Annotated in this window: 21 protein-coding genes; 16 read left to right on the top strand and 5 right to left on the bottom strand. The window is 72.6% G+C overall.

Annotation, left to right across the window (positions count from 1 at the left end; translation table 11 throughout):
* The first annotated feature begins 229 nt into the window (after positions 1-229).
* Complete coding sequence (gene dnaE / locus B086_RS0116335) at positions 230-3,769, top strand: DNA polymerase III subunit alpha (protein ID WP_018567497.1); 3,540 nt, start codon at positions 230-232, stop codon at positions 3,767-3,769.
* Positions 3,770-3,865: 96 nt separating this feature from the next.
* Here the strand turns inward: dnaE and B086_RS45000 are convergent, their stop codons facing one another.
* Complete coding sequence (locus B086_RS45000) at positions 3,866-4,039, bottom strand: hypothetical protein (protein ID WP_018567498.1); 174 nt, start codon at positions 4,037-4,039, stop codon at positions 3,866-3,868.
* A 236-nt stretch (positions 4,040-4,275) separates the two neighbouring features.
* Between B086_RS45000 and B086_RS0116345 the strand changes: the two genes are divergently transcribed.
* The 6 genes from B086_RS0116345 (at position 4,276) to B086_RS40115 (ending at position 10,820) form a co-directional block, all read left to right on the top strand.
* A complete protein-coding gene (locus tag B086_RS0116345) occupies positions 4,276-5,496 on the top strand; it encodes an NYN domain-containing protein (RefSeq protein WP_018567499.1) in 1,221 nt (406 codons plus the stop codon).
* Positions 5,497-6,014: 518 nt separating this feature from the next.
* A complete protein-coding gene (locus B086_RS0116350; protein ID WP_018567500.1) occupies positions 6,015-7,169 on the top strand; it encodes a helix-turn-helix domain-containing protein in 1,155 nt (384 codons plus the stop codon).
* Between the two features lie 172 nt (positions 7,170-7,341).
* A complete protein-coding gene (locus B086_RS0116355; RefSeq protein WP_037873610.1) occupies positions 7,342-7,749 on the top strand; it encodes an ATP-binding protein in 408 nt (135 codons plus the stop codon).
* A 378-nt stretch (positions 7,750-8,127) separates the two neighbouring features.
* Positions 8,128-9,102 (top strand): ABC transporter ATP-binding protein, encoded by a 975-nt coding sequence (locus B086_RS0116365; RefSeq protein WP_018567503.1) that lies wholly within the window; start codon positions 8,128-8,130, stop codon positions 9,100-9,102.
* Positions 9,103-9,151: 49 nt separating this feature from the next.
* Positions 9,152-9,982 carry an ABC transporter permease gene (locus B086_RS0116370; RefSeq protein ID WP_026252491.1) on the top strand — a complete coding sequence of 277 codons (831 nt, stop codon included), beginning with the start codon at positions 9,152-9,154 and terminating at the stop codon, positions 9,980-9,982.
* A gap of 34 nt (positions 9,983-10,016) precedes the next feature.
* A complete protein-coding gene (locus B086_RS40115) occupies positions 10,017-10,820 on the top strand; it encodes a DUF2567 domain-containing protein (RefSeq protein WP_086024227.1) in 804 nt (267 codons plus the stop codon).
* A gap of 556 nt (positions 10,821-11,376) precedes the next feature.
* Here B086_RS40115 and ybaK read toward each other — a convergent pair.
* The 4 genes from ybaK to B086_RS0116395 all read right to left on the bottom strand — a co-directional run bounded on the left by ybaK (position 11,377) and on the right by B086_RS0116395 (position 15,649).
* Positions 11,377-11,877: a Cys-tRNA(Pro) deacylase gene (gene ybaK, locus B086_RS0116380; RefSeq protein WP_018567506.1), complete on the bottom strand. Its 501-nt coding sequence runs from the start codon at positions 11,875-11,877 to the stop codon at positions 11,377-11,379.
* A gap of 49 nt (positions 11,878-11,926) precedes the next feature.
* The gene (locus tag B086_RS0116385; protein WP_018567507.1) at positions 11,927-12,667 is read right to left on the bottom strand and encodes an LON peptidase substrate-binding domain-containing protein; all 741 of its coding nucleotides are present in this window, start codon (positions 12,665-12,667) and stop codon (positions 11,927-11,929) included.
* 11 nt (positions 12,668-12,678) lie between these two features.
* Complete coding sequence (locus B086_RS0116390) at positions 12,679-13,737, bottom strand: hypothetical protein (protein WP_018567508.1); 1,059 nt, start codon at positions 13,735-13,737, stop codon at positions 12,679-12,681.
* A gap of 322 nt (positions 13,738-14,059) precedes the next feature.
* Positions 14,060-15,649 carry an oxidoreductase gene (locus B086_RS0116395; protein WP_018567509.1) on the bottom strand — a complete coding sequence of 530 codons (1,590 nt, stop codon included), beginning with the start codon at positions 15,647-15,649 and terminating at the stop codon, positions 14,060-14,062.
* A 203-nt stretch (positions 15,650-15,852) separates the two neighbouring features.
* Here B086_RS0116395 and hisD point away from each other — a divergent pair, with 203 nt between their 5' ends.
* From hisD to B086_RS0116440, 9 genes are all read left to right on the top strand, one after another.
* Positions 15,853-17,178 (top strand): histidinol dehydrogenase, encoded by a 1,326-nt coding sequence (gene hisD, locus B086_RS0116400; protein ID WP_018567510.1) that lies wholly within the window; start codon positions 15,853-15,855, stop codon positions 17,176-17,178.
* Positions 17,175-18,290: a histidinol-phosphate transaminase gene (locus tag B086_RS0116405; RefSeq protein ID WP_018567511.1), complete on the top strand. Its 1,116-nt coding sequence runs from the start codon at positions 17,175-17,177 to the stop codon at positions 18,288-18,290. Before hisD ends, B086_RS0116405 begins: the two co-directional genes overlap by 4 nt.
* Complete coding sequence (gene hisB / locus B086_RS0116410; protein WP_018567512.1) at positions 18,287-18,880, top strand: imidazoleglycerol-phosphate dehydratase HisB; 594 nt, start codon at positions 18,287-18,289, stop codon at positions 18,878-18,880. The genes B086_RS0116405 and hisB overlap by 4 nt, the downstream gene beginning before the upstream one ends.
* A gap of 5 nt (positions 18,881-18,885) precedes the next feature.
* Complete coding sequence (locus tag B086_RS45005) at positions 18,886-19,050, top strand: hypothetical protein (protein WP_018567513.1); 165 nt, start codon at positions 18,886-18,888, stop codon at positions 19,048-19,050.
* On the top strand, positions 19,041-19,694 hold the full coding sequence (hisH, locus tag B086_RS0116420) for an imidazole glycerol phosphate synthase subunit HisH (protein ID WP_199790760.1): 654 nt from the start codon (positions 19,041-19,043) through the stop codon (positions 19,692-19,694). Before B086_RS45005 ends, hisH begins: the two co-directional genes overlap by 10 nt.
* The gene (priA, locus tag B086_RS0116425) at positions 19,694-20,422 is read left to right on the top strand and encodes a bifunctional 1-(5-phosphoribosyl)-5-((5-phosphoribosylamino)methylideneamino)imidazole-4-carboxamide isomerase/phosphoribosylanthranilate isomerase PriA (protein ID WP_018567515.1); all 729 of its coding nucleotides are present in this window, start codon (positions 19,694-19,696) and stop codon (positions 20,420-20,422) included. Before hisH ends, priA begins: the two co-directional genes overlap by 1 nt.
* A complete protein-coding gene (locus B086_RS0116430; protein ID WP_018567516.1) occupies positions 20,419-20,832 on the top strand; it encodes a RidA family protein in 414 nt (137 codons plus the stop codon). Before priA ends, B086_RS0116430 begins: the two co-directional genes overlap by 4 nt.
* Complete coding sequence (gene hisF, locus B086_RS0116435; protein WP_018567517.1) at positions 20,829-21,584, top strand: imidazole glycerol phosphate synthase subunit HisF; 756 nt, start codon at positions 20,829-20,831, stop codon at positions 21,582-21,584. The genes B086_RS0116430 and hisF overlap by 4 nt, the downstream gene beginning before the upstream one ends.
* A 135-nt stretch (positions 21,585-21,719) precedes the next feature.
* The gene (locus tag B086_RS0116440) at positions 21,720-22,310 is read left to right on the top strand and encodes an ArsR/SmtB family transcription factor (RefSeq protein ID WP_018567518.1); all 591 of its coding nucleotides are present in this window, start codon (positions 21,720-21,722) and stop codon (positions 22,308-22,310) included.
* Positions 22,311-22,360 lie beyond the last annotated feature (50 nt).

Raw genomic sequence — 22,360 nt, forward strand, 5'->3', positions numbered from 1 at the left:
TACGGGTGGTGCGTGACATGGGCGGATCACGGCAAGCCGGGGCGGGGCCGGGCCGCCCCGGCCCCGCGACTTCTCCCGATCAACGTCCGGCGCCGCGGGGGAGTGCCCGGTTCCCCGCCGAAGGTACGCCCGGCCGGACTCCGGGTGTCAGTGCCGGGGCATAGACTTCGACGCTGTCCCCCAGACTGTCCGCAGCCCGTCGCCGAGAGCTCTCCCAGGAGGCCGCACCGTGTCGAAGCCGCCGTTCACGCACCTGCACGTCCACACCCAGTACTCGATGCTGGACGGTGCCGCGCGGCTGAAGGACATGTTCGACGCGTGCAACGAGATGGGCATGTCGCACATCGCCATGTCCGACCACGGCAACCTCCACGGGGCGTACGACTTCTTCCACACCGCGCAGAAGGCCGGGGTCACCCCGATCATCGGCATCGAGGCGTATGTCGCGCCCGAGTCCCGGCGCAACAAGCGCAAGGTCCGCTGGGGCCAGCCGCACCAGAAGCGCGACGACGTCTCCGGTTCCGGTGGTTACACCCACAAGACGATGTGGGCGGTGGACCGCACGGGCCTGCACAACCTCTTCCGGCTCTCCTCCGACGCCTATGCCGAGGGCTGGCTCCAGAAGTGGCCCCGCATGGACAAGGAGACCATCGCGCAGTGGTCCCAGGGCATCGTCGCCTCCACCGGCTGCCCCTCGGGCGAGGTGCAGACCCGGCTGCGTCTGGGGCAGGACGAGGAGGCGCTGAAGGCCGCCGCCGACTACCAGGACATCTTCGGCAAGGACCGGTACTTCCTGGAGCTGATGGACCACGGCATCGACATCGAGCACCGGGTCCGCGAGGGCCTGCTGGAGATCGGCAGGAAGCTCGGCATCCCGCCGCTGGTCACCAACGACTCGCACTACACGTACGCGCACGAGGCCGGTGCGCACGACGCCCTGCTGTGCATCCAGACCGGCAAGAACCTCTCCGACCCCGACCGCTTCAAGTTCGACGGCACCGGCTATTACCTGAAGTCCACGGACGAGATGTACGCCATCGACTCCTCGGACGCCTGGCAGCAGGGCTGCGCCAACACGCTCCTGGTGGCCGAGATGGTCGACACCACGGGCATGTTCGAGAAGCGCGACCTGATGCCGAAGTTCGACATCCCCGAGGGCTTCACCGAGGTCACCTGGTTCAAGGAGGAGGTCCGGCGCGGCATGGAGCGCCGCTTCCCCGGCGGCATCCCCGAGGACCGCCAGAAGCAGGTCGACTACGAGATGGACGTCATCATCTCGATGGGCTTCCCGGGCTACTTCCTCGTGGTCGCCGACTTCATCATGTGGGCGAAGAACAACGGCATCGCGGTCGGCCCCGGCCGGGGCTCGGCGGCCGGTTCCATCGTCGCCTACGCCATGGGCATCACCGACCTCGACCCGATCCCGCACGGTCTGATCTTCGAGCGGTTCCTCAACCCCGAGCGCATCTCCATGCCCGACGTCGACATCGACTTCGACGAGCGCAGGCGCGTGGAGGTCATCCGGTACGTCACGGAGAAGTACGGCGCCGACAAGGTCGCCATGATCGGTACGTACGGCAAGATCAAGGCCAAGAACGCGATCAAGGACTCCGCGCGCGTGCTGGGCTATCCGTACGCGATGGGCGACCGCATCACCAAGGCGATGCCGGCCGACGTCCTCGGCAAGGGCATCGATCTGAACGGCATCACGGACTCCTCGCACCCGCGGTACTCGGAGGCCGGCGAGGTCCGCGCGATGTACGAGAACGAGCCGGATGTGAAGAAGGTCATCGACACCGCGAAGGGCGTCGAGGGCCTGGTGCGGCAGATGGGCGTGCACGCCGCCGGTGTGATCATGTCCAGCGAGACCATCACCGAGCACGTCCCGGTCTGGGTGAGGCACACCGACGGGGTGACCATCACACAGTGGGACTACCCGAGCTGTGAGTCGCTCGGCCTGCTGAAGATGGACTTCCTGGGCCTGCGCAACCTGACGATCATGGACGACGCCGTCAAGATGGTGAAGTCCAACAAGGGGATCGACATCGATCTCCTGGGGCTGCCGCTGGACGACCCGACGACCTTCGACCTGCTCCAGCGCGGCGACACCCTGGGTGTCTTCCAGTTCGACGGCGGGCCGATGCGTTCCCTGCTGCGGCTGATGAAGCCGGACAACTTCGAGGACATCTCCGCCGTCTCGGCGCTGTACCGGCCCGGTCCGATGGGCATGGACTCGCACACCAACTACGCGCTGCGCAAGAACGGCCTCCAGGAGATCACCCCGATCCACAAGGAGCTGGAGGAGCCGCTCGAAGAGGTCCTGGCCGTCACCTACGGCCTGATCGTCTACCAGGAGCAGGTGCAGAAGGCCGCGCAGATCATCGCGGGGTACTCGCTCGGCGAGGCCGACATCCTGCGCCGGGTGATGGGCAAGAAGAAGCCCGACGAGCTGGCGAAGAACTTCACCATCTTCCAGGCCGGAGCGAAGAAGAACGGCTACAGCGACGAGGCGATCCAGGCGCTGTGGGACGTGCTGGTGCCCTTCGCCGGGTACGCGTTCAACAAGGCGCACTCGGCCGCGTACGGGCTGGTGTCGTACTGGACCGCCTATCTGAAGGCCAACCATCCGGCCGAGTACATGGCGGCCCTGCTGACCTCGGTCAAGGACGACAAGGACAAGTCGGCGGTCTACCTCAACGAGTGCCGGCGCATGGGCATCAAGGTGCTCCCGCCCAACGTCAACGAGTCCGAGGCGAACTTCGCCGCGCAGGGCGACGACGTGATCCTCTTCGGCCTCTCCGCCGTCCGCAACGTCGGCACCAACGTGGTGGAGTCGATCATCCGGAGCCGCAAGGCCAAGGGGAAGTACTCCTCCTTCCCCGACTACCTCGACAAGGTCGAGGCGGTGGTCTGCAACAAGCGCACCACCGAGTCGCTGATCAAGGCCGGCGCCTTCGACGAGATGGGCCACACCCGCAAGGGCCTCACCGCGCAGTACGAGCCGATGATCGACAATGTGGTCGCGGTCAAACGCAAGGAGGCCGAGGGGCAGTTCGACCTCTTCGGCGGGATGGGCGACGAGCCCAGCGGCGAACCCGGCTTCGGGCTGGACGTGGAGTTCACCACCGATGAGTGGGACAAGACGTACCTGCTCGCCCAGGAGCGGGAGATGCTCGGCCTCTATGTCTCCGACCACCCCCTGTTCGGCCTGGAACACGTCCTCTCCGACAAGGCCGACGCGGGCATCTCCCAGCTCACCGGCGGCGAGCACGCCGACGGCGCGGTCGTCACCATCGGCGGCATCATCTCCGGCCTCCAGCGCAAGATGACCAAGCAGGGCAACGCCTGGGCCATCGCCACCGTCGAGGACCTGGCCGGCTCCATCGAGTGCATGTTCTTCCCGGCCACCTACCAGCTCGTCTCCACCCAACTCGTCGAGGACGCGGTGGTGTTCGTCAAGGGACGCCTCGACAAGCGTGAGGACGTGCCGCGGCTGGTCGCCATGGAGCTCCAGGTCCCCGACCTGTCCAACGCGGGCGCCAACGCACCCGTGGTGCTGACCATCCCGGCCACCCGGATCACCCCGCCCATGGTCAGCCGTCTCGGCGAGATCCTCACCCACCACCGGGGCGACAGCGAGGTCCGGATCAAGCTCCAGGGGCCGTCCAAGACGACCGTGCTGCGGCTCGACCGGCACCGGGTCAAGGCCGACCCCGCCCTCTTCGGCGATCTGAAGGTCCTGCTCGGCCCGTCCTGCCTGGCGGGCTGAGCCCGGCGGCCCGGCCGACGACGAGGGGCGTTCCCGTGTGCATCGGGTACGCCCCTCGCGGGTGCCAGGGCCCGGTCAACGGCCCTCGCGCCGGTCTCAGTTGTGGCCGAAGCGCTTCTGCCGGCCCTTGCGGGCCACCTCGGTCGGACTCAGCTGCGGCGCGTGGTGCTCGGACTGCGGTTCCGACACCGAGTGCTCCGACTCCCGCGGGCCGCCCGCGCCCACGGACGCCTTCTGCTTGCCGCGGTCCTGCTTGCGGTTCTTGGCCATGGTGATCAGCCTCCTGAAGGGGGTCTAGGGGCCAGGGCCGCGACCAGATTCACATATGGCGACAATGAACGCATGTCGGATAATTACCGTATGTAACAAGGGGCATCGGACCGCGGTCCCCCGAAACGCCACGCCGAAGATCGAGTTCGGGCCGTTAACCCCGTCGTGGTCGGGCAGACTCGAAACAAGCCCGAAGCACCTCCCTGAGCAACCTCCCCGGAAAGAGGGTGGATCGCGTGGACCGCTGCATCGTCCTGGTGGACGCCGGGTATCTGCTGGGGGCCGCCGCGAGCCTCCTCGCCGGTGAGCCGTCGCGGTCCCGGATCACGGTCGACCATGCCGCCCTGATCCAGGGGCTGCGCGAGCAGGCCGAGTCGGAGACCGAGCGTCCGCTGCTGCGCATCTACTGGTTCGACGGCGCCCCCGACCGCGTCCCGCAGCCCGAGCACCGCAGGCTGCGCGTGATGCCCCGGGTCACCGTCCGGCTCGGCGCGCTCACCCGCAGCGACGGGCGCTGGGCGCAGAAGGGCGTGGACGCCGCCATGCACGCAGAGCTGACCGAACTGGCCCGCAACCGCGCCTGCTCGGACGTGGTACTGGTCACCGGCGACGGCGACCTGCTGCCCGGCATGATGGCCGCCAAGGAGCACGGCGTCGCCGTCCACCTGTGGGCCGTACAGGCCGCCGACGGCGACTACAACCAGTCCGAGGACCTGGTCGCCGAGGCCGACGAGCGCCGGGTCCTGGACCGCACCTGGATCACCAAGGCGGTCCGCGCCAAGGAGGCGGGCGGCGTGTGCGCCCCGCCGCCGGTGCCCCGGCCCGAGATCGCCGCGATCCTCTCCGCGCCGCTGCCCGAGTCCGGCCTCTCCGCGTCCCGCGAGCGCCCCGCCGACCGCCCGCGCCATCCGGCCGACGCCGGCGAGCGCGCCGCCGCCGAGGAGCGGCTGCCCGCGGCCAAGGGCGTCCCCACCCCCAAGGACCTCGCCGCCCTGCGCGCCCCCGGTGCCCAGGGCGCCGACCGGCAGCCGGCCACCGCGACCCTGCGCTGGTCCTCCGACAAGGGCTGGGTGGACCGCCCCGGCACGGCCACCGAACCGCCCGAGGCCGCCTCCATGCCCACCCTCGCCCAGCTCACCACGGCCGAGCAGCGCTGGGCGGACCGCGAGGAGGACATCACGACCGTCGGCGGCGACCCGTACGAAGTCGGACAGGTGTTCGCCCGCCGCTGGGTGGAGCGCCTCGGCGACCAGGTCCATCTCCAGAAGCTGTCGTCGATGTACCCGCGGGTGCCGCACCGCGTCGACGGCGAGCTGCTGCGCTACGCCGCCCGGTTCGGGCTGCTCGCCCACAAGGACGACCAGATCGACGAGCACGACCGGTATGCCATCCGGGCCGGGTTCTGGCGCGAGATCGACGTCCGGACGGACGCCGAGCACGCCCCGGCGGGCGACTGACCCGGGGCCCGGGGCCGGCACGATGTCCGCACGCCCGCCACAGCCAGTGCTTTGAGGCGCGAGTGCCGCGCGTCGTAGAGCCGGACAGGGCGAAGCGCGGGGCGCTTCGTGAACCGTACGTCTGCTCCCGGAGGGCCCGCGTGTTCACGGGCGCCCCCAGCTCGTCTCCTGTGTCTGCTCCGCACGGTCTTGCTTCGCTGCGATGAACCGGGCGTCGGACGCCATGGAGCTGACGCCGGAGCGGCGGAGGTAGGCACCGGACGTGATGGCCGGTCTCCTTCGAGGCATGGCCGGAACAGGTCACGGCGTGCTGGAGTGGCCGAAGAGCCGAACCAGGACGCGGCAGCGGCTCGTACGGCGCTGGACTCGCTCCAGCACCGCTTGAGCAGCCACCTTCGAGCGCTGTACGCGGACCCAGTGAGGCGGCACGGTTCTCACGAGCGAGCAAACGGCATCCCGTAGTTACCGCAGAACCGAGCTGCCTGGGTACCGTCGGAGGGAGCACCGAAGGAGGACCCATGTCCGATGAACACGGCCTCGGAGACCGGCTACGGGAGATCCGCAAGCGGCGCGGTCTCTCGCAGCGCGAACTGGCGCGAGCATCGAAGGTCAGCCACTCGCTGATCACCAAGCTGGAACAGGGCGTGGTGGCCGACACTCGCATGGAGACCGCGCGGAAGCTGGCCGCCGCCCTCCGGGTGCCCACCACCACGCTGGTGGCGCGTGCCGCCGCTGAGCCTCATCCTGCGCCCGAGCCGTGGCAAGCCCTTCAGCGCGCCGTTGAACGCCCCGCAGAGCAGCCCGACGAGGAGCCGACGACCCGGAGCGTCCTGGCGGGACTGGAGGCCGTCAGGGCCGCCCACTTCGGGAAGCGGATGCGAGAGTCTGTGGACCTCTTGGTGCCGCTGCTGCGGGACGCCGAAGCCCTCGGGGACTCCCCGGCCGCACGGGCGGCCCGCGCGCAGTTGCTCCAGATCGCCGGATCGACCCTGACCGGAGCCCGGCAGTTCGCCGCGGCCGAGACCGCGCTGCGCCGCGCCCTGGACGAGGCCCCGGACCGACTGCGGGCCGCAAGCGTCGTCACCACCTGGACATGGCTGCTGGTGAGGCAGGGACGGTTCGACGCTGCTCGCGCCATGGCGGTGAAGTGGGCGGACGACGCCGAACCCCGCATGTCCCGGGCGACCGCCGAAGAGATCGCCGCCTGGGGGTGGCTGCTGATCCAGGGACACGCGGCAGCCCTCCGGGACAACCGGGGAGGGGAGGCCGCCGACATGCTGCGCCTCGCCCGGTCGGCGGCCGTCGCCACGGGGCCGCTCCGGCACGGGGACGTACGGATCGCCACCTGGGGGCCCGCCACGGTGGCGTACAAGGCCGCCGAACAGGGTGTCGTGACGGACCGGCCGGACGAGGTGCTGGAGATCGCCCCCCGGCTGAAGGGCGGCACCGGATCCGAGTATCACCGTCACAGGCTCGATGTGGCGAAGGCGTACACCATGACGCGTCAGCACGGACGCGCGCTCGAAGTGCTCGGGGAGGTCGCGGCCGAGGCCCCGGAATGGATCGCAGAGCAGCCTTATGCCCGCGACACGCTGGCCGACACGATCGCCCGTCGGCGCACCCTCACCACCGAGACGCGTCAACTTGCCGACCTGGTGGGTCTACCGCTCTGAACTACGCCTTTGATACTTCGGGCTGACGGCACGCCAGACTGTCATTGAACCGGCGGAGCGGTGTCGTCACGGTTGAGACCATGACCCCTTTCGTACTCCGCGCCGTCTGTCCGCCCCCGCCTCGCAGAGCCCCGGGCCGGGGGCACAGGTCGGGGGAGCGTGTCCGGTGATCATGGCTGCCTCTCCGCGCCCGACCGGGCGCCCCGGGTACAGCGAGACCCTGCCGCGCGAGCCCGGAAGCGCCGCCACCGCGCGCCGCCTGGTCCGGGTCGCCTTATCCGTCTGGGGCCTGGATGAGTTGGCCGACGACGGGGCCCTGATCGTCACCGAACTGGTGACGAACGCCGTGCAGCACGCCCGGAGGGAATCCATCCGGATCACGGTCGATCGGCCCGAAGGGGGCCGGGTGCGTGTCGCTGTCGTGGACTTCTCCCAGCGATACCCCGTACGTAGGGACTCGGGTCCCGAGGACGAGGGCGGGCGTGGCCTCGCGCTCGTGGAGAAGTTGGCGGCGGACTGGGGAACCGACCCGCTGCCGTGGGGCAAGCAGGTGTGGGCGGACCTGGAGGGGCGCGGGTGACTACCGAAGAGATGCCCGGCCGCAGCATGGCCCGTGCCCACCTGTCGCAGTTGATCGAGTTGTTCGGTACGAACGGGTGGCTACAGGTCAGAACCACTCACGACCCCGCCACAGCCGGTGAAGCCTCGGACGCCGCTCCCGGCGGTGGCGAGCCGGAGGACGGGGAACGGAGCTGACCCAGGGGAGGGCGAAGCCCCGGCCGGGGCTTCGCCGTCTCACGCCGCTCTCGCGGATTGTTGGGGGACTGTATGGAAAATACGGTGCTGACCTGGGAAGGCACGTAAACCCTGGACGCCTGTGGACGCCAAAAGACGGCCTGTAGGGTAGACCCTTGTGAGTACGCGCGCGGCACCCGGACTTCGGCACACGGACGACGTCGTGTGCGCGGTGCGCGGACTGACCAAGACCTATCCCGCCGTCCGGGGCCGCCGCGGCACCCCGGCCACTCCCGAGGTGCGGGCCACCGACGACATCGGGCTCCAGGTGCGGCGCGGCGAGATCTTCGGGCTGCTCGGCCCGAACGGCGCCGGCAAGTCCACCCTGGTGCGGCAGCTCACCGGACTGATGCGCCCCGACACCGGCAGCGTGGAGATCCTCGGCCACGACATCGTGGCGCACCCCGAGCGGGCCGCCCGTATCCTCGCCTACCTCGGCCAGGAGTCCACCGCCCTGGACGAGCTGACCGTCTCGCTCGCCGCCGAGACCACCGGCCGGCTGCGCGGCCTGGACGTCCGGCGGGCGCGGGCCGAGCGGGACGCCGTCCTCGGCGAGCTGGGCCTCACCCCGATCGCCGGGCGCCCGCTCAAGAAGCTCTCCGGCGGCCAGCGCCGTCTGGCCTGCTTCGCCGCCGCGCTGGTCGGCGAGCGCCCGCTGCTCGTGCTCGACGAACCCACCACCGGCATGGACCCGGTGGCGCGGCGCGCGGTGTGGTCCGCCGTGGACCGGCGCCGCGCCGAGCACGGCACGACCGTGCTGCTGGTCACCCACAACGTCATCGAGGCCGAGACCGTCCTGGACCGGGTCGCCGTCCTGGACCGGGGGCGGGTCATCGCCTGCGACACCCCGACCGGCCTCAAGGAACGGGTCTCCGGAGAGGTGCGGGTCGAACTGGTGTGGCGCGAGCGCGCCCCGCTGGAGGTCCCGGAGGTCGCGGCCCTCCAGGACCGGGCCGCCCGCTCGGGGCGCCGCTGGACGCTGCGGCTCGCGCCCGAGGAGGCCCGCGCCGTCGTCGCCACGGTCACCGGCGGAGCCGCCTTCGCCGCCCTGGACGACTTCACCCTCACCACGCCCAGCCTGGAGGACGTCTACCTGGCGCTGGGCGGCGCCGCCCGGCAGGGGCTGGTCAAGGCATGACCGGGCCGGACCACGCCGCGGAGCGGAAAGCGATAAGGAGCAGTTCCACGTGAGTGTCGTATCCGCCGATGTGCCGGCCGCCGTGCCGGCCGCGCAGGACACCGGCCCCGCGCGGCGGACGGCGGTCGCCGAGCTCGCGCCGCGGGCCCGGCTGTGGCCCTCCCTCGCGGCCGTCTACCGGGCCCAGCTGTCCCGGGCACGGGTGGCCCGGATCCCGCTGCTGTTCGTGGCGACCTTCCAGTCCGTCGGCATCATGGTCATGATGCGGGGCGTGGTCAGCGGCGGCGGCGAGGCCCGGTCGGTGGTGGCGGGCGCGTCGATCGTCGTCGTCGCCTATGTCGCGCTCAACCTGCTCGCGCAGTACTTCGGCCAGCTGCGCGCCAGCGGCGGGCTCGACCACTACGCGACGCTGCCGGTACCGCCCGCGGCCGTGGTGCTCGGCGCGGCGGCGGCGTACGCGTCCTTCACGGTGCCGGGGACGCTGGTGACGGCGGTCTTCGGATGCGCGCTGTTCGGGCTGCCGCTGGGCAACCTGTGGGTGCTCGTGGCGGTGATCCCGCTCGCGGGCGCGGCCCTCTCGGGGCTCGGCGCCGCCTGCGGGCTGCTCGCGGCCCGCCAGGAACTGGCCACGCTGCTGGGCCAGTTGGGCATGTCGGCGGCGCTGCTGCTCGGTGTGCTGCCGCCCGAGCGGATGCCGGAGCTGATCCGGCTCGCGCGCGCCCTGCTGCCGTCGACCTACGGCGTGGAGGCGTACACCCGCAGCTTCGCCGACCATCCCGACTGGGCGTGGGTCGGCATCGACATGGCCGTGTGCGCCGGGGTCGGCGTGATCTCGCTGGCCGTGGCGACCTGGGCCTACCGCCGGGCGGCCGTCCGGTGACGCGGCCCACAGAGTCACCTGGCACGATGACAGGGTGAGCGCTCCGTTGACTCCCCCCACGCCGCCGAACCGGCGGCCCGCCCCGTCGTCTCCGTCGTCCCCGTCCGGCGAGGCCGCCGGGCCCCCGGCGCCGCAGCCGTCCGGGCCCGCGCCGCAGGACGGGCCGAGCGCGGAGGAGCAGGAGTACGCGCGCACCTGGCGGGCACCGGGGAGCGGAGCGGGGACGGAGGGCTCGTTGTACACACAGGACGGCCCCGGGATACGGGCCGAGCTGCGGGAGGCCGCCGTGGTCACGGTGGCCGTGGCGCTCGGCGGCGTACTGCTGGGCCTGCTGTGGCTGTGGCTGGCCCCGCGGGTGCCCCTGGTCGGGACCGTCACCCAGAACAGCTGGGCCGTCTACCTCAAGGACGTCGAGGGCGAACAGGCGATCGGCGTCGACGGAACGTTCACGCTGCTCGCCGTCGGGCTCGGTGTGCTGAGCGCCGCGGTCGTCTTCCTGCTGCGCAGGCGCGGGGGAGTGCCCCTGGTGGTGGCCCTCTGCCTCGGCGGGCTCCTCGGCTCGCTGCTCGCCTGGCGGCTCGGCGTGTGGCTCGGCCCCCAGCAGGACATCGTCGCGCACGCCAGGGCCGTGGGCCAGGGCAAGACCTTCTCGGCCCCGCTCCGCCTCGGCGCCAAGGGCGCCCTGCTGGCCTGGCCGCTGGCCGCGCTGGTGATGCATCTGGCGGTGACGGCCCTGTTCGGCCTGCGCGACCCCGACCCGTACGCGCAGACACCGGCCCAGGGCCCGGCCGGTGATCCGGCGCAGGGCCCGCAGGAGAGCGCCCCGCCGACGCCGTAGCCGGTCCGTCCGGCCGACCGACCCCGGTCCGGTGCCGGTACCGCCAGTGCCACCGCAGCCGCCCCGCTGGACGGCCGGACCCCAGGCGGGCTCGGCGGAGCCGGGACGGCGGGCGTCGCCCTGCTCGCCGACGCCCGTAGCGGCGTTCTTCCGTCACCTGGGGTGTCCCCTGTGGTCGGGGTCCGTGGGCTCGGCGGGGGTGGTCCGCGATCCGCCTTCCGCCCGAGCCGGGGGCCACCGGCCGGACGTCCGGACCCGGGCCGGTGCCCCCGGCGCCGCATTCGCCGTAGCCGCCCACCGGACTGCCAGCACCGGTCAGTGCCGCACCGGCACCGCGGCTGCCCCGGTGGACGGCCGGATCTCGGGCCGCCTCGGCGGAGCCGGGAGCAGGTGCGGCGGGACCGGGAGCCGGGACGGCGGTTCGCGGTCCGGCGCTCCGTCCGCGCCGGGGCGCCTACCCGGAATCACCTGCCGGGCGGCCGGGCCCGGCTCACCGAAGCAGGGCAGGGAGCGGGGCAGGGAGCAGGGCCGGGAGCCCGGAGCGGGGGAGTGGTGGTCAGGGGCGGCCGATCGGCGCCAGGACCGCCCCGGTCAGGCGGGACAGGTCCGCCGGGGCGAGTTCGACCTCCAGGCCGCGCCGCCCGGCCGAGACGCAGATCGTGCCATGGGCCGTGGCCGAGGCGTCCAGGACGGTGGGCAGCCGCTTGCGCTGGCCCAGCGGGCTGATGCCGCCGCGGACATACCCCGTGGTGCGCTCCGCGAGGGCCGGGTCGGCCATCGCCGCGCGCTTGCCGCCGACCGCCGACGCCAGGGCCTTCAGATCGAGCGAGCCCGCGACCGGGACCACGGCCACCGTCAGCGCGCCGTCGACGTCCGCGACCAGCGTCTTGAACACCCGCTCCGGCGAGACCCCCATCGCCTCGGCGGCCTCCTCGCCGTAGGAGGGGTGGGCGGGATCGTGGTCGTAGGAGTGCACGGTGTGGGCCACGCCCGCCGCGGTCAGCGCCACCGTCGCGGGCGTCCCGCCCGCCTGCTGCTTCTTCGCCTTCTTCGCCATCGGGCGCTGCTCTTTCTGCTCGGCCTGCTCGGCGTGCCGTGTCTCGGTGTCAGTTGAAGCTGGTCGGACCGCGGGTCAGCTCCGGGGCCGGGAGCGACGGCAGGCTGCGGATGATCGACGTCTCCGAGCGCAGCAGCCGCAGCTCGTCGCGCAGCCGCGAGGAGGTGTCCGGGGCCTGGAGCAGCCGCTGCCGGGTCGGGGTGTCCAGCACCATGGCCGCCGCCACCAGGTACGACACCACGCTCGGCTCGTCCGGGAGTTCCGCGCCCGTGGCCAGGGAGCGCTCGCGCGCCCCGGCGAGCCGCTTCTGGTACTGCCGGAAGGACCGCAGTACCCCCTCGGCCAGGGCGCCCGCCTCGTCGCCCGGCTCCTCGGGCAGCTCCTCCAGCTCGGCGGTGAGGAAGGGCCCCGAGGCGTCCACCGACAGCAGCCGCACCCGGGTGGTGCCGGTGGCCAGCACCTCGAAGCTGCCGTCGGAGCGCTCCCGTATCGTCGCCGCGTCCGCCACACAGCCCACGCCGTGGAACGCCTTGACGGGGTCGGGCCCGAAGCCGGCCGTGGGGCCGCGCTCGGGCACGGCGGTCGGATCCGGCAGGCCGGGGGCGCTGGGCGCCACCTCGTGGCCGTCGCGGATCGCCACGACGGCGAACCGGCGCGGCTCGTCCTCGGGAGTCTTGAGCAGGGTGCGCAGCATGGCGCGGTAGCGCTCCTCGAACACGTTCAGAGGCAGCACCAGTCCCGGGAACAGCACCGAGTTCAGGGGGAAGAGCGGAAGCCGGACGGTGGTCACGGCGCAAAAGCCTAATGGTCCCGCGATCCGGCCCGTCCGCCGCGCCCGGTTCCGGCGCCGCCCGGGGCGCTCGGGGCGCCCGGCAGGGGCATCGAGCGGACGTCGGCGCGCAGTTCCAGGAACAGTCCGAGCGGATCGTCGGACACCCGGTCCCAGGGGAAGGAGGTGGCGTAGGGGCCGATGAGCCGCAACTGCGCCAGCGCGTCCCGGTGGCGGCCCAGCCGGACCAGGACGTACGTCAGCAGATTGCGCAGTTCCGCCGGTGCGGGCGCCGTCGCCGGGAGCAGCGCGGACAGCGCGATGGCCCGGTCCGCCGCCGCGTCCAGCCGGGCCCGCCCCACCTCGGCCCCGCGCCCGGCGGCCAGGCAGGCGAGGGCGGCCCGGAGCGGCAGGCCCTGCACCAGGGCGTGCGCGGGGGCGTCCTGGGCGGCCCGATCGGCGAAGTCGAAGCACTCGCGGTGCGCGCCGTGCGGGCCGTGGGCGGCCAGATAGCGCAGGGCGGCCACATGGCAGCCGTGGTGGTGCGGTGCGCGGCGCACGGCCGCCTCCCACAGCTCGCCGAAGTACCGGTGCCCGGCGCGGCTGCCGCGCGCGTGGTCGAGGGCGACCCGCCAGGGCACCGGGTCCCGGTCGTCGGCGCGGGCCGCGGCGGTGATCAGCGGGCTGACCTCGCGCAGCAGATCGGCGCGGGCCGGTGAGGGCCAGGCGCGGTCCACCGCGAGCTGGGCGGCGACCAGCAGCGCGTCCGGGTCGTCGGGGGCGGCGGCGCCCCAGGCGTCCAGCCACTCGCCGCGCGAGCGCGCGAACGCGGCCAGATGACGCGCGTAGCGGTCGCGGTCCTCCCACTCGGCGCGCTCCCGGGTACCGGCGAGCAGAGCGGCGGCGGGTCCGTACGCGCCGCGGGCGGCGGCGACCAGGACCGGGCCGAGGCGTTCGTCGGGCGCGTCGAGAAGCACCTCGTCGTCGGCGGGCAGTCCGGTGGCGGGGGCGGCCCCGGCGGCGGGGCGCCCGCTTCGCGGCATCCGGGCGGGGCGGATGAAGGGGGGCAGCAGAGCCATGGTGTCGACCATTGAAAGACGCAGGTCGCGGACGCGCCAGAGGGTTGGGGGAAGCCGGTGAAAGTTGTACGGCAGCCGGTCAAGGTCGGGTAAAGAGGTGACTGACCGTCAGGTGTTCGGACGCCGTCCGGACATTCGGACGGCGGCGCACGGACCGGCGCGCCGGGACCTGGGACAACGCCGGAACCGGGGACAGCGGCGGGGCCGGGGGTCAGGGACCCCAGGGGCCAGGGGCCAGGGGCCAGGCACCGGAGAACGGAGGACCGGAGACGGGGGAGGGCGGACCGGCGCGGCGGCCCCGGCGGCCTTAGCGGCCTCAGCGGCCCCGGCGGCCTCAGCTGCGGCGCAGCAGCCGCGTCGCGCCCGCGGCCACCGTGGTGGCCAGGGTCCAGCCCGCCATGACCATCGCCGCCGCGAGCCACTGCCAGCCGCCGCTGAGCTGCCACTGGCTGACCTGGCCGAAGTCCACGACCGGGAGCAGCAGGTCGAGCGCGTACAGCGCCGGGTTCCACGGCGGGTGGTCGCCCGCGCCCGCCCCGGCCCCGGCCGCGGGCCGGCCCGCGTGCGCGAAGGCGAGCGAGCCCGCCGCCCACAGCACCGCCATCCACACCGCGGCCCGGCCGGGCCGGTAGCCGTAGGCCACGGTCCCGTCCTGCACATAGCCCCAGAGCCTGGCCGCGGGCGGCAGCGTCTCGCGGCGGCGGCGGTGCTTGGCGAGCAGCACCTCGCGCGCGTCCTCGTCCTCCCCGGCCTCGCGCAGCACCGCGGCCAGCCGCTCGTACGGCTCCGGGTTGTACTCGGCGGTCGCCGCCGCCACCCAGCCGAGGCGCTCGGCCAGCGGGAACGGGCCGCGCGGCACGAGGTTCTCGTAGACGAAGCCGCCCATGTGCAGACAGCCGGGTCCCGGCCAGCCGGCCGCCCGGTCGACGAGGGTGGAGATCCGCGCCCCGGACAGCACCACCTGGCCGCGCGGCAGCCGCTCCCCGAGGAAGCGCAGCTCGGGCGCCTGCACCCGGCGCAGCGACAGCGCCTGCTCGTCGGTGAGGGCGAACCGCGCGCCCTCCAGGTCGACGGCCTCGCCGAAGCGCCCGTCGTCCAGCCGCACCCCGCCCTGGCACTCGAAGTGCTGGATCCGTGTCCCGCGCGCCGGGGTGACCCCGCTCAGCAGCGGGGAGCCGAGGGCGGCCGGGGTCAGGTACAGGGTGCGCCCGACCGTCAGCTGCGGCGCGTTCAGCGCGAAGCGCGTGTACGGGCCGGCCAGCCGGGCGCCGCGCAGGCTCAGCGAGGCGCCTATCTTCGCGCTGCGCAGGCTCACCTCGCCGTGCGCCTGGAGCATCTCGGCCTGGAGGTCCTGGCCGACGGTGAGCCCGTCGGCGGCGATCGACCGCCCGGCGCGGTCGTGGTGCACGCTGGCCTGGTTGAGCAGCAGGTCCGTGCCGATGCGCGCGTCGGTGAGCCGGACACCGGCCAGGAAGCGGCAGCGGGGCAGGTGCAGATCGCCCTCGGTGTGCACCCGCGCCGCCTCCAGGCGCGGCACCGCGCAGTCCACCAGGCGCACGGTGGTGAAGCGGGCCTCGGGCAGCAGCACCTCGTTCTCGAAGCGGCAGCCCATCATCTCGACGTAGGGCACCACCGTGCCCCCGGCCAGATCCAGCGTGCCGGTGATGCGCAGTCCGGTCAGCTTCAGGGAGGAGACACGCCCGGCGAGCGCGGGCGGTCCGTCCAGCAGCAGCCAGCAGACCACCCGGGCGCGTACGCTCCGCTGCGGCCCCCACGGGTGCAGTCCGTGCGGGTCGTCCACCGCCGCGTCGCCGCCGCGCAGGTCGTACACGCTGCCGTTGCGGAAGGCCTGCCACATCCCGGCCTCGACGTCGGTCAGGTCGTCCGGCAGGTCCCCGGCACGGCCGCCGGTCCCCTCGGTCACGTTTCTTCCCTTCTTTCCCTGCTACCCGTGAGTTCGGTCGTTTTGTACAACCGGTGATGCCCGTTGTGTGACGGTCTGAACGCGGAATGTGAAGCGGATCTTCCGACTTGTACCGGAAGGCCGGAACCGTGCGCTCCCGGGCTCTGTATCAGCCATTGATACGGGCGCACGGGCCCGGAGCGCGGTCTGAGAGAATTGGAACCGTGATCTCCCGAATCGATCTGCGCGGCGACGCCCTTCCCGAGGGCCCCGCCCTGCGTGACCTGCTGCCCCGAGCCGACTTCGACGTACAGGCCGCCCTGGAGAAGGTGCGCCCGATCTGCGAGGCCGTGCATCATCGCGGGGACGCGGCACTGATCGACTTCGCCGAGAAGTTCGACGGGGTACGGCTGGAATCCGTGCGGGTTCCGGCCCAGGCGATCAAGGACGCCCTGGCGGAGCTGGACCCCGCGGTGCGCGCCGCCCTGGAGGAGTCCATCCGCCGGGCCCGTCTGGTCCACCGCGCGCAGCGCCGCACCACGCACACCACCCAGGTCGTCCCCGGCGGCTCGGTCACCGAGAAGTGGGTCCCGGTCGAGCGGGTCGGGCTCTACGCGCCCGGCGGCCGGTCGGTCTACCCGTCCTCGGTGATCATGAACGCGGTGCCCGCGCAGGAGGCCGGTGTCGAGTCCATCGCGCTCGCCTCCCCGGCCCAGGCCGAGTTCGGCGGACTGCCGCACCCGACGATCCTCGCCGCCTGCGCCCTGCTCGGCGTCGACGAGGTGTACGCCGCGGGCGGCGCCACCGCCGTCGCGATGTTCGCGTACGGCACCGAGTCCTGCCCGCCCGCGAACATGGTCACCGGCCCCGGCAACATCTGGGTCGCCGCCGCCAAGCGCTACTTCACCGGCCGCATCGGCATCGACGCCGAGGCCGGGCCCACCGAGATCGCGGTCCTCGCCGACGCCACCGCCGACCCGGCGCACGTCGCCGCCGACCTGATCAGCCAGGCCGAGCACGACCCGCTGGCCGCCGCCGTCCTGGTCACCGACTCCGCCGAGCTGGCGGACGCGGTCGACAAGGAGCTGGCGCCCCAGGTCGCCGCCACCAAGCACGTCGAGGACCGCATCCGCCCGGCGCTGTCCGGCAGGCAGTCCGCGATCGTCCTGGTCGACGGCGTGGCGGAGGGCCTGAAGGTGGTCGACGCGTACGGCGCCGAGCACCTGGAGATCCAGACCGCCGACGCCGCCGCGGTCGCCGACCGGGTGCGCAACGCCGGCGCGATCTTCATCGGCCCCTGGGCGCCCGTCTCGCTCGGCGACTACGCGGCCGGCTCCAACCACGTGCTGCCCACCGGCGGCTGCGCCTGCCACTCCTCGGGCCTGTCCGTGCAGTCCTTCCTGCGCGGCATCCACATCGTCGACTACACGCGCGACGCCCTCGCCGAGGTCGCCCACCACGTGGTGACGCTGGCCGAGGCCGAGGACCTGCCCGCGCACGGCGCGGCGATCAAGGCGAGGTTCGGGTGGAAGGTACCGGCGGACCAGTGAACTTCGGCATCGACGACCTCCCCGTACGCGACGAGCTGCGCGGCAAGTCCCCCTACGGCGCGCCCCAGCTGGACGTCCCCGTACGGCTGAACACCAACGAGAACCCCTACCCGCTGCCCGAACCCCTCGTCGAACGGATCGCCGAGCGGGTCCGCGAGGCGGCTCGCGGCCTCAACCGCTACCCGGACCGGGACGCGGTCGAGCTGCGCACCGAGCTGGCGACGTACCTGACCCGCACCGGCGGCCACCGCGTCGGCCCGGAGAACGTCTGGGCGGCCAACGGCTCCAACGAGGTCATCCAGCAGTTCCTCCAGGCCTTCGGCGGCCCCGGCCGCACCGCGATCGGCTTCGAGCCCTCGTACTCGATGCACGCGCTGATCGCGCGTGGCACCGGCACCGGCTGGATCTCCGGGCCGCGCGGCGCGGACTTCACCATCGACGTGGCCGCCGCCGAGAGGGCCGTCGCCGAGCACCGGCCCGACGTCGTCTTCGTCACCACCCCCAACAACCCCACCGGCAACGCGGTCCCGGCCGACACGGTCCTCGCGCTCTACGAGGCCGCGCAGGCGGTGAAGCCGACCATGGTCGTCGTCGACGAGGCGTACGTCGAGTTCAGCCACGGCGCCTCGCTGCTGCCGCTGCTGGAGGGCCGGCCCCACCTGGTGGTCTCCCGGACCATGTCCAAGGCGTTCGGCGCCGCCGGGCTGCGCCTGGGCTATCTGGCCGCGCACCCCGCGGTGGTGGACGCCCTCCAGCTCGTCCGGCTGCCGTACCACCTCTCGGCGATCACCCAGGTCACCGCGCTGGCCGCGCTGGAACACACCGACACGCTGCTCGGCTACGTCGAGCAGCTGAAGTCCGAGCGGGACCGGCTCGTCGGCGAGCTGCGGGCGATCGGCTGCGACGTCACCGAATCGGACGCCAACTTCGTCCAGTTCGGGCGGTTCGAGGACTCCCACGACGCCTGGCGCCGGATCCTCGACCGGGGCGTCCTGGTCCGGGACAACGGCGTACCGGGATGGCTGCGGGTCACCGCGGGGACCCCGGCCGAGAACGACGCGTTCCTCGATGCGGTGCGCGATCTCAAGAAGGAACAGGAGCAGAGCGGATGAACCGCGTCGGGCGCGTGGAGCGCACCACCAAGGAGACCTCCGTCCTGGTCGAGATCGACCTCGACGGCACCGGCAGGACCGACATCGCCACCGGTGTCGGCTTCTACGACCACATGCTCGACCAGCTCGGCCGGCACGGACTGTTCGACCTGACCGTCAAGACCGACGGCGACCTGCACATCGACTCCCACCACACCATCGAGGACACCGCCCTCGCGCTGGGCGCCGCCTTCAAGCAGGCGCTCGGCGACAAGGTGGGCATCTACCGCTTCGGCAACTGCACGGTCCCGCTGGACGAGTCCCTCGCCCAGGTCACCGTCGACCTCTCCGGCCGCCCCTACCTCGTGCACACCGAGCCCGAGAAGATGGCGCCGATGATCGGCGAGTACGACACCACGATGACCCGGCACATCCTGGAGTCCTTCGTCGCCCAGGCCCAGGTCGCGCTGCACGTGCACGTGCCCTACGGACGCAACGCCCACCACATCGTCGAGTGCCAGTTCAAGGCGCTGGCGCGGGCCCTGCGCTACGCCTCGGAGCGCGACCCGCGCGCGGCCGGCATCCTGCCTTCGACGAAGGGCGCCCTGTAACCGCCATGAACAGCTTCTCCACCATCCTGATCGTCCTTGGCCTCTTCCTGGCCGGCGGCGTCTACTCCTTCGCCAAGCAGAAGATGCCCACGAGCCTGATCGTGCTGCTCTCGCTCGGCGCGGCGATGTGCATCTTCACGGGCGTGCTGCGGCTGGAGGTGTGGAATTGAGCACCGGCGGCGCCAAGAAGGTCGTGGTCTTCGACTACGGCTTCGGCAATGTCCGCTCCGCCGAGCGGGCACTGGCCCGCACCGGCGCCGAGGTCGAGATCACCCGTGACTTCGACCGCGCGATGGCCGCCGACGGCCTGCTGGTCCCCGGCGTCGGCGCCTTCGCCGCCTGCATGCGCGGCCTGAAGGAGGCCCGCGGCGACTGGATCATCGACCGCCGGCTGTCCGGCGGCCGCCCGGTCATGGGCATCTGCGTCGGCATGCAGATCCTCTTCGCGCGCGGCATCGAGCACGGCGTGGAGGCCGAGGGCCTGGACGAGTGGCCCGGCACGGTCGCGCCGCTGGCCGCCGACGTCGTCCCGCACATGGGCTGGAACACCGTCGAGGCGCCCGGGGACTCCGAGCTGTTCGCCGGTCTGGACGCCGCCGCCCGCTTCTACTTCGTGCACTCCTACGCCGTCCAGGACTGGCAGCTGGAGACCGCCAACCCGGCGATGCGCGCCCCCAAGGTCACCTGGGCCACCCACGGCACGCCCTTCGTGGCCGCCGTGGAGAACGGCGCCCTGTGGGCCACCCAGTTCCACCCCGAGAAGTCCGGCGACGCCGGAGCGCAGCTGCTGAACAACTGGATCGGAACCCTGTGATGGCTTCGAAGCTCGAACTCCTGCCCGCCGTCGACGTCCGCGACGGCCAGGCCGTCCGCCTCGTGCACGGCGAGTCCGGGACCGAGACCTCCTACGGCTCCCCGCTGGAGGCTGCCCTCGCCTGGCAGCGCTCCGGCGCCGAGTGGCTGCACCTGGTCGACCTGGACGCCGCGTTCGGCACCGGCGACAACCGCGCCCTGATCGCCGAGGTCGCCGAGGCCATGGACATCAAGGTCGAGCTGTCCGGCGGCATCCGCGACGACGACACCCTCGCCGCCGCCCTCGCCACCGGCTGCACCCGCGTCAACCTGGGCACCGCCGCCCTGGAGACCCCCGAGTGGGTCGCCGAGGTCATCGCCCGGCACGGCGACCGGATCGCCGTCGGCCTGGACGTGCGCGGCACCACACTGCGCGGGCGCGGCTGGACCCGCGACGGCGGCGACCTCTACGAGACGCTGGCCCGCCTGGACAAGGAGGGCTGCGCCCGCTACGTCGTCACCGACATCGCCAAGGACGGCACCCTCCAGGGCCCCAACCTGGAGCTGCTGAAGAACGTCTGCGCGGCCACCGACCGCCCCGTGGTGGCCTCCGGCGGCGTCTCCTCGCTCGCCGACCTGCGCGCGCTGGCCGCGCTGGTGCCGCTCGGTGTCGAGGGCGCCATCGTCGGGAAGGCCCTGTACGCGAAGGCGTTCACGCTCGAAGAGGCCCTGGAGGAAGTGTCGTCATGACGTCCGATGCCGTACGGCGTGTGCAGAGCGGAGTTCCCTGGGAAGAGACGTTCGGATTCGCACGGGCCGTCGCGGCGGGGGACCTCGTCCTGGTGGCGGGCACCACCGCCTTCCGGGGCGACGTCCTGTACGGGGAGGGCGACCCGTACGAGCAGGCACGGACCGCCTTCGCCAGCGCGGTGGAGGCGATCGGCGCGTTCGGGCTCGGCGTGGAGTCCGTGATCCGGACCCGTATGTATCTCGGCCATGCCCGGGATATGGACGGTGTGGGCCGCGCCCACAAGGAGCTGTTCGACGCGGTGCGCCCGGTGGCGACGCTGCTCGTCGTGGACGGTTTCGTCGACCCGCGCATCCTGGTCTCGGTGGAACTCGAAGCATTCAGAGGAAGATCAGAGGAGCCCGTTCCATGACCCTGGCGGTCCGAGTCATCCCCTGCCTGGACGTCGACAACGGCCGGGTCGTCAAGGGCGTCAACTTCCAGAACCTGCGCGACGCGGGCGACCCCGTCGAGATGGCCAAGGTGTACGACGCCGAGGGCGCCGACGAGCTGACGTTCCTGGACATCACCGCGTCCTCCGGCGACCGGGAGACCACGTACGACGTGGTGCGCCGCACCGCCGAGCAGGTGTTCATCCCGCTCACGGTCGGCGGCGGCGTGCGCACCGCGCAGGACGTGGACCGGCTGCTGCGGGCGGGCGCCGACAAGGTGGGCGTCAACACGGCGGCCATCGCCCGCCCGGACCTGATCCGGGAGATCGCCGAGCGCTTCGGCCGCCAGGTGCTGGTCCTTTCGGTGGACGCGCGCCGCACCGAGGGCGGCACCTTCGAGGTGACCACGCACGGCGGGCGGCGCGGCACCGGCATCGACGCGGTGGAGTGGGCGCACCGCGCCGCCGAGCTGGGCGCGGGCGAGATCCTGCTCAACTCCATGGACGCGGACGGCACCAAGGACGGCTACGACCTGGAGATGATCGCGGCCGTCCGCAAGCACGTCACCGTCCCGGTGATCGCCTCCGGCGGCGCCGGGCGGCTCGCCGACTTCCCGCCGGCCGTCGCGGCGGGCGCGGACGCGGTCCTCGCGGCCTCGGTGTTCCACTTCGGTGATCTGCGCATCGGCCAGGTCAAGGAGACGCTGCGGGAGGCCGGGCACCCCGTGCGGTGACCCGGCGGGCCCGGAGCCCCGGCCGCCGTACGGCGGCCGGGGCTTTTTCCCGCGCGGATCCGCAAGAAAAATTGCGCAAGAGAAGTTGTGCAAAACTAGTTGTGCAACTTTTCTTTCGCATCTAGCGTTGCGGTCATGACGGACAGGAAACGAGACCGCCGGATCCAGGACCTGGGCACGCTCAAGGCCATCGCCCACCCGCTGCGCATGCAGCTCTACCGCGCGCTGACCATCGCCCGTACGGCGACCGCCTCCCAGCTCGCCGAGCAGGTCGACGAGGCGGTCTCCCTGGTCAGCTACCACTTGCGCAAGCTGGCCGAGCACGGGCTGATCGAGCAGGCCGAGCCGCAGACCGCGGACGGCCGCGAACGCTGGTGGCAGCCCGCCAGCGACGGCGTCTCCATCCACGACGAGGACTTCTCGGACGCCCCCGAGAAGGCCGCCGCGCACACCGCCGCCAGCCGCCTCTTCTTCGACCAGCGCGCCGACCTGTACCGGCGCTTCCTCGACGAGCGCGCCCACTGGGGCCCCGAGTGGAGCCGGGCGGCCGACTCCGCCGAATGGCTGCTCAAGCTCACCCCCCAGGAACTGGCCGAGCTGTCCCGGCGCATGTACGGCCTCGTCCGCGAGTACGAGGAGCGCGGCCGGGCCGCCGTCGCCGCCGGTGACACCGAGGGCCGCGAGAACGTCGCGGTGCACACGTACGGCTTCCCGTTCCGCGCCTGACCCCGCCCCCTCCGCGCCCGGCCCCGGCCACGATGCCCGGGGCCCGGCCC

Source organism: Streptomyces sp. PsTaAH-124 (genome assembly GCF_000373685.1).
GTDB classification, from domain to species: domain Bacteria; phylum Actinomycetota; class Actinomycetes; order Streptomycetales; family Streptomycetaceae; genus Streptomyces; species Streptomyces andamanensis.

What these genes read in the sequence shown, in the direction of transcription:
- B086_RS45000 (WP_018567498.1), bottom strand. Translation starts at nt 4,039, where the DNA reads ATGGCCAAGAACCGCAAGCAGGACCGCGGCAAGCAGAAGGCGTCCGTG.
- B086_RS0116350 (WP_018567500.1), top strand. Translation starts at nt 6,015, where the DNA reads ATGTCCGATGAACACGGCCTCGGAGACCGGCTACGGGAGATCCGCAAG.
- B086_RS0116355 (WP_037873610.1), top strand. Translation starts at nt 7,342, where the DNA reads ATGGCTGCCTCTCCGCGCCCGACCGGGCGCCCCGGGTACAGCGAGACC.
- ybaK (WP_018567506.1), bottom strand. Translation starts at nt 11,877, where the DNA reads ATGGCGAAGAAGGCGAAGAAGCAGCAGGCGGGCGGGACGCCCGCGACG.
- B086_RS0116390 (WP_018567508.1), bottom strand. Translation starts at nt 13,737, where the DNA reads ATGGTCGACACCATGGCTCTGCTGCCCCCCTTCATCCGCCCCGCCCGG.
- hisB (WP_018567512.1), top strand. Translation starts at nt 18,287, where the DNA reads ATGAACCGCGTCGGGCGCGTGGAGCGCACCACCAAGGAGACCTCCGTC.
- B086_RS45005 (WP_018567513.1), top strand. Translation starts at nt 18,886, where the DNA reads ATGAACAGCTTCTCCACCATCCTGATCGTCCTTGGCCTCTTCCTGGCC.
- priA (WP_018567515.1), top strand. Translation starts at nt 19,694, where the DNA reads ATGGCTTCGAAGCTCGAACTCCTGCCCGCCGTCGACGTCCGCGACGGC.
- B086_RS0116430 (WP_018567516.1), top strand. Translation starts at nt 20,419, where the DNA reads ATGACGTCCGATGCCGTACGGCGTGTGCAGAGCGGAGTTCCCTGGGAA.
- hisF (WP_018567517.1), top strand. Translation starts at nt 20,829, where the DNA reads ATGACCCTGGCGGTCCGAGTCATCCCCTGCCTGGACGTCGACAACGGC.
- B086_RS0116440 (WP_018567518.1), top strand. Translation starts at nt 21,720, where the DNA reads ATGACGGACAGGAAACGAGACCGCCGGATCCAGGACCTGGGCACGCTC.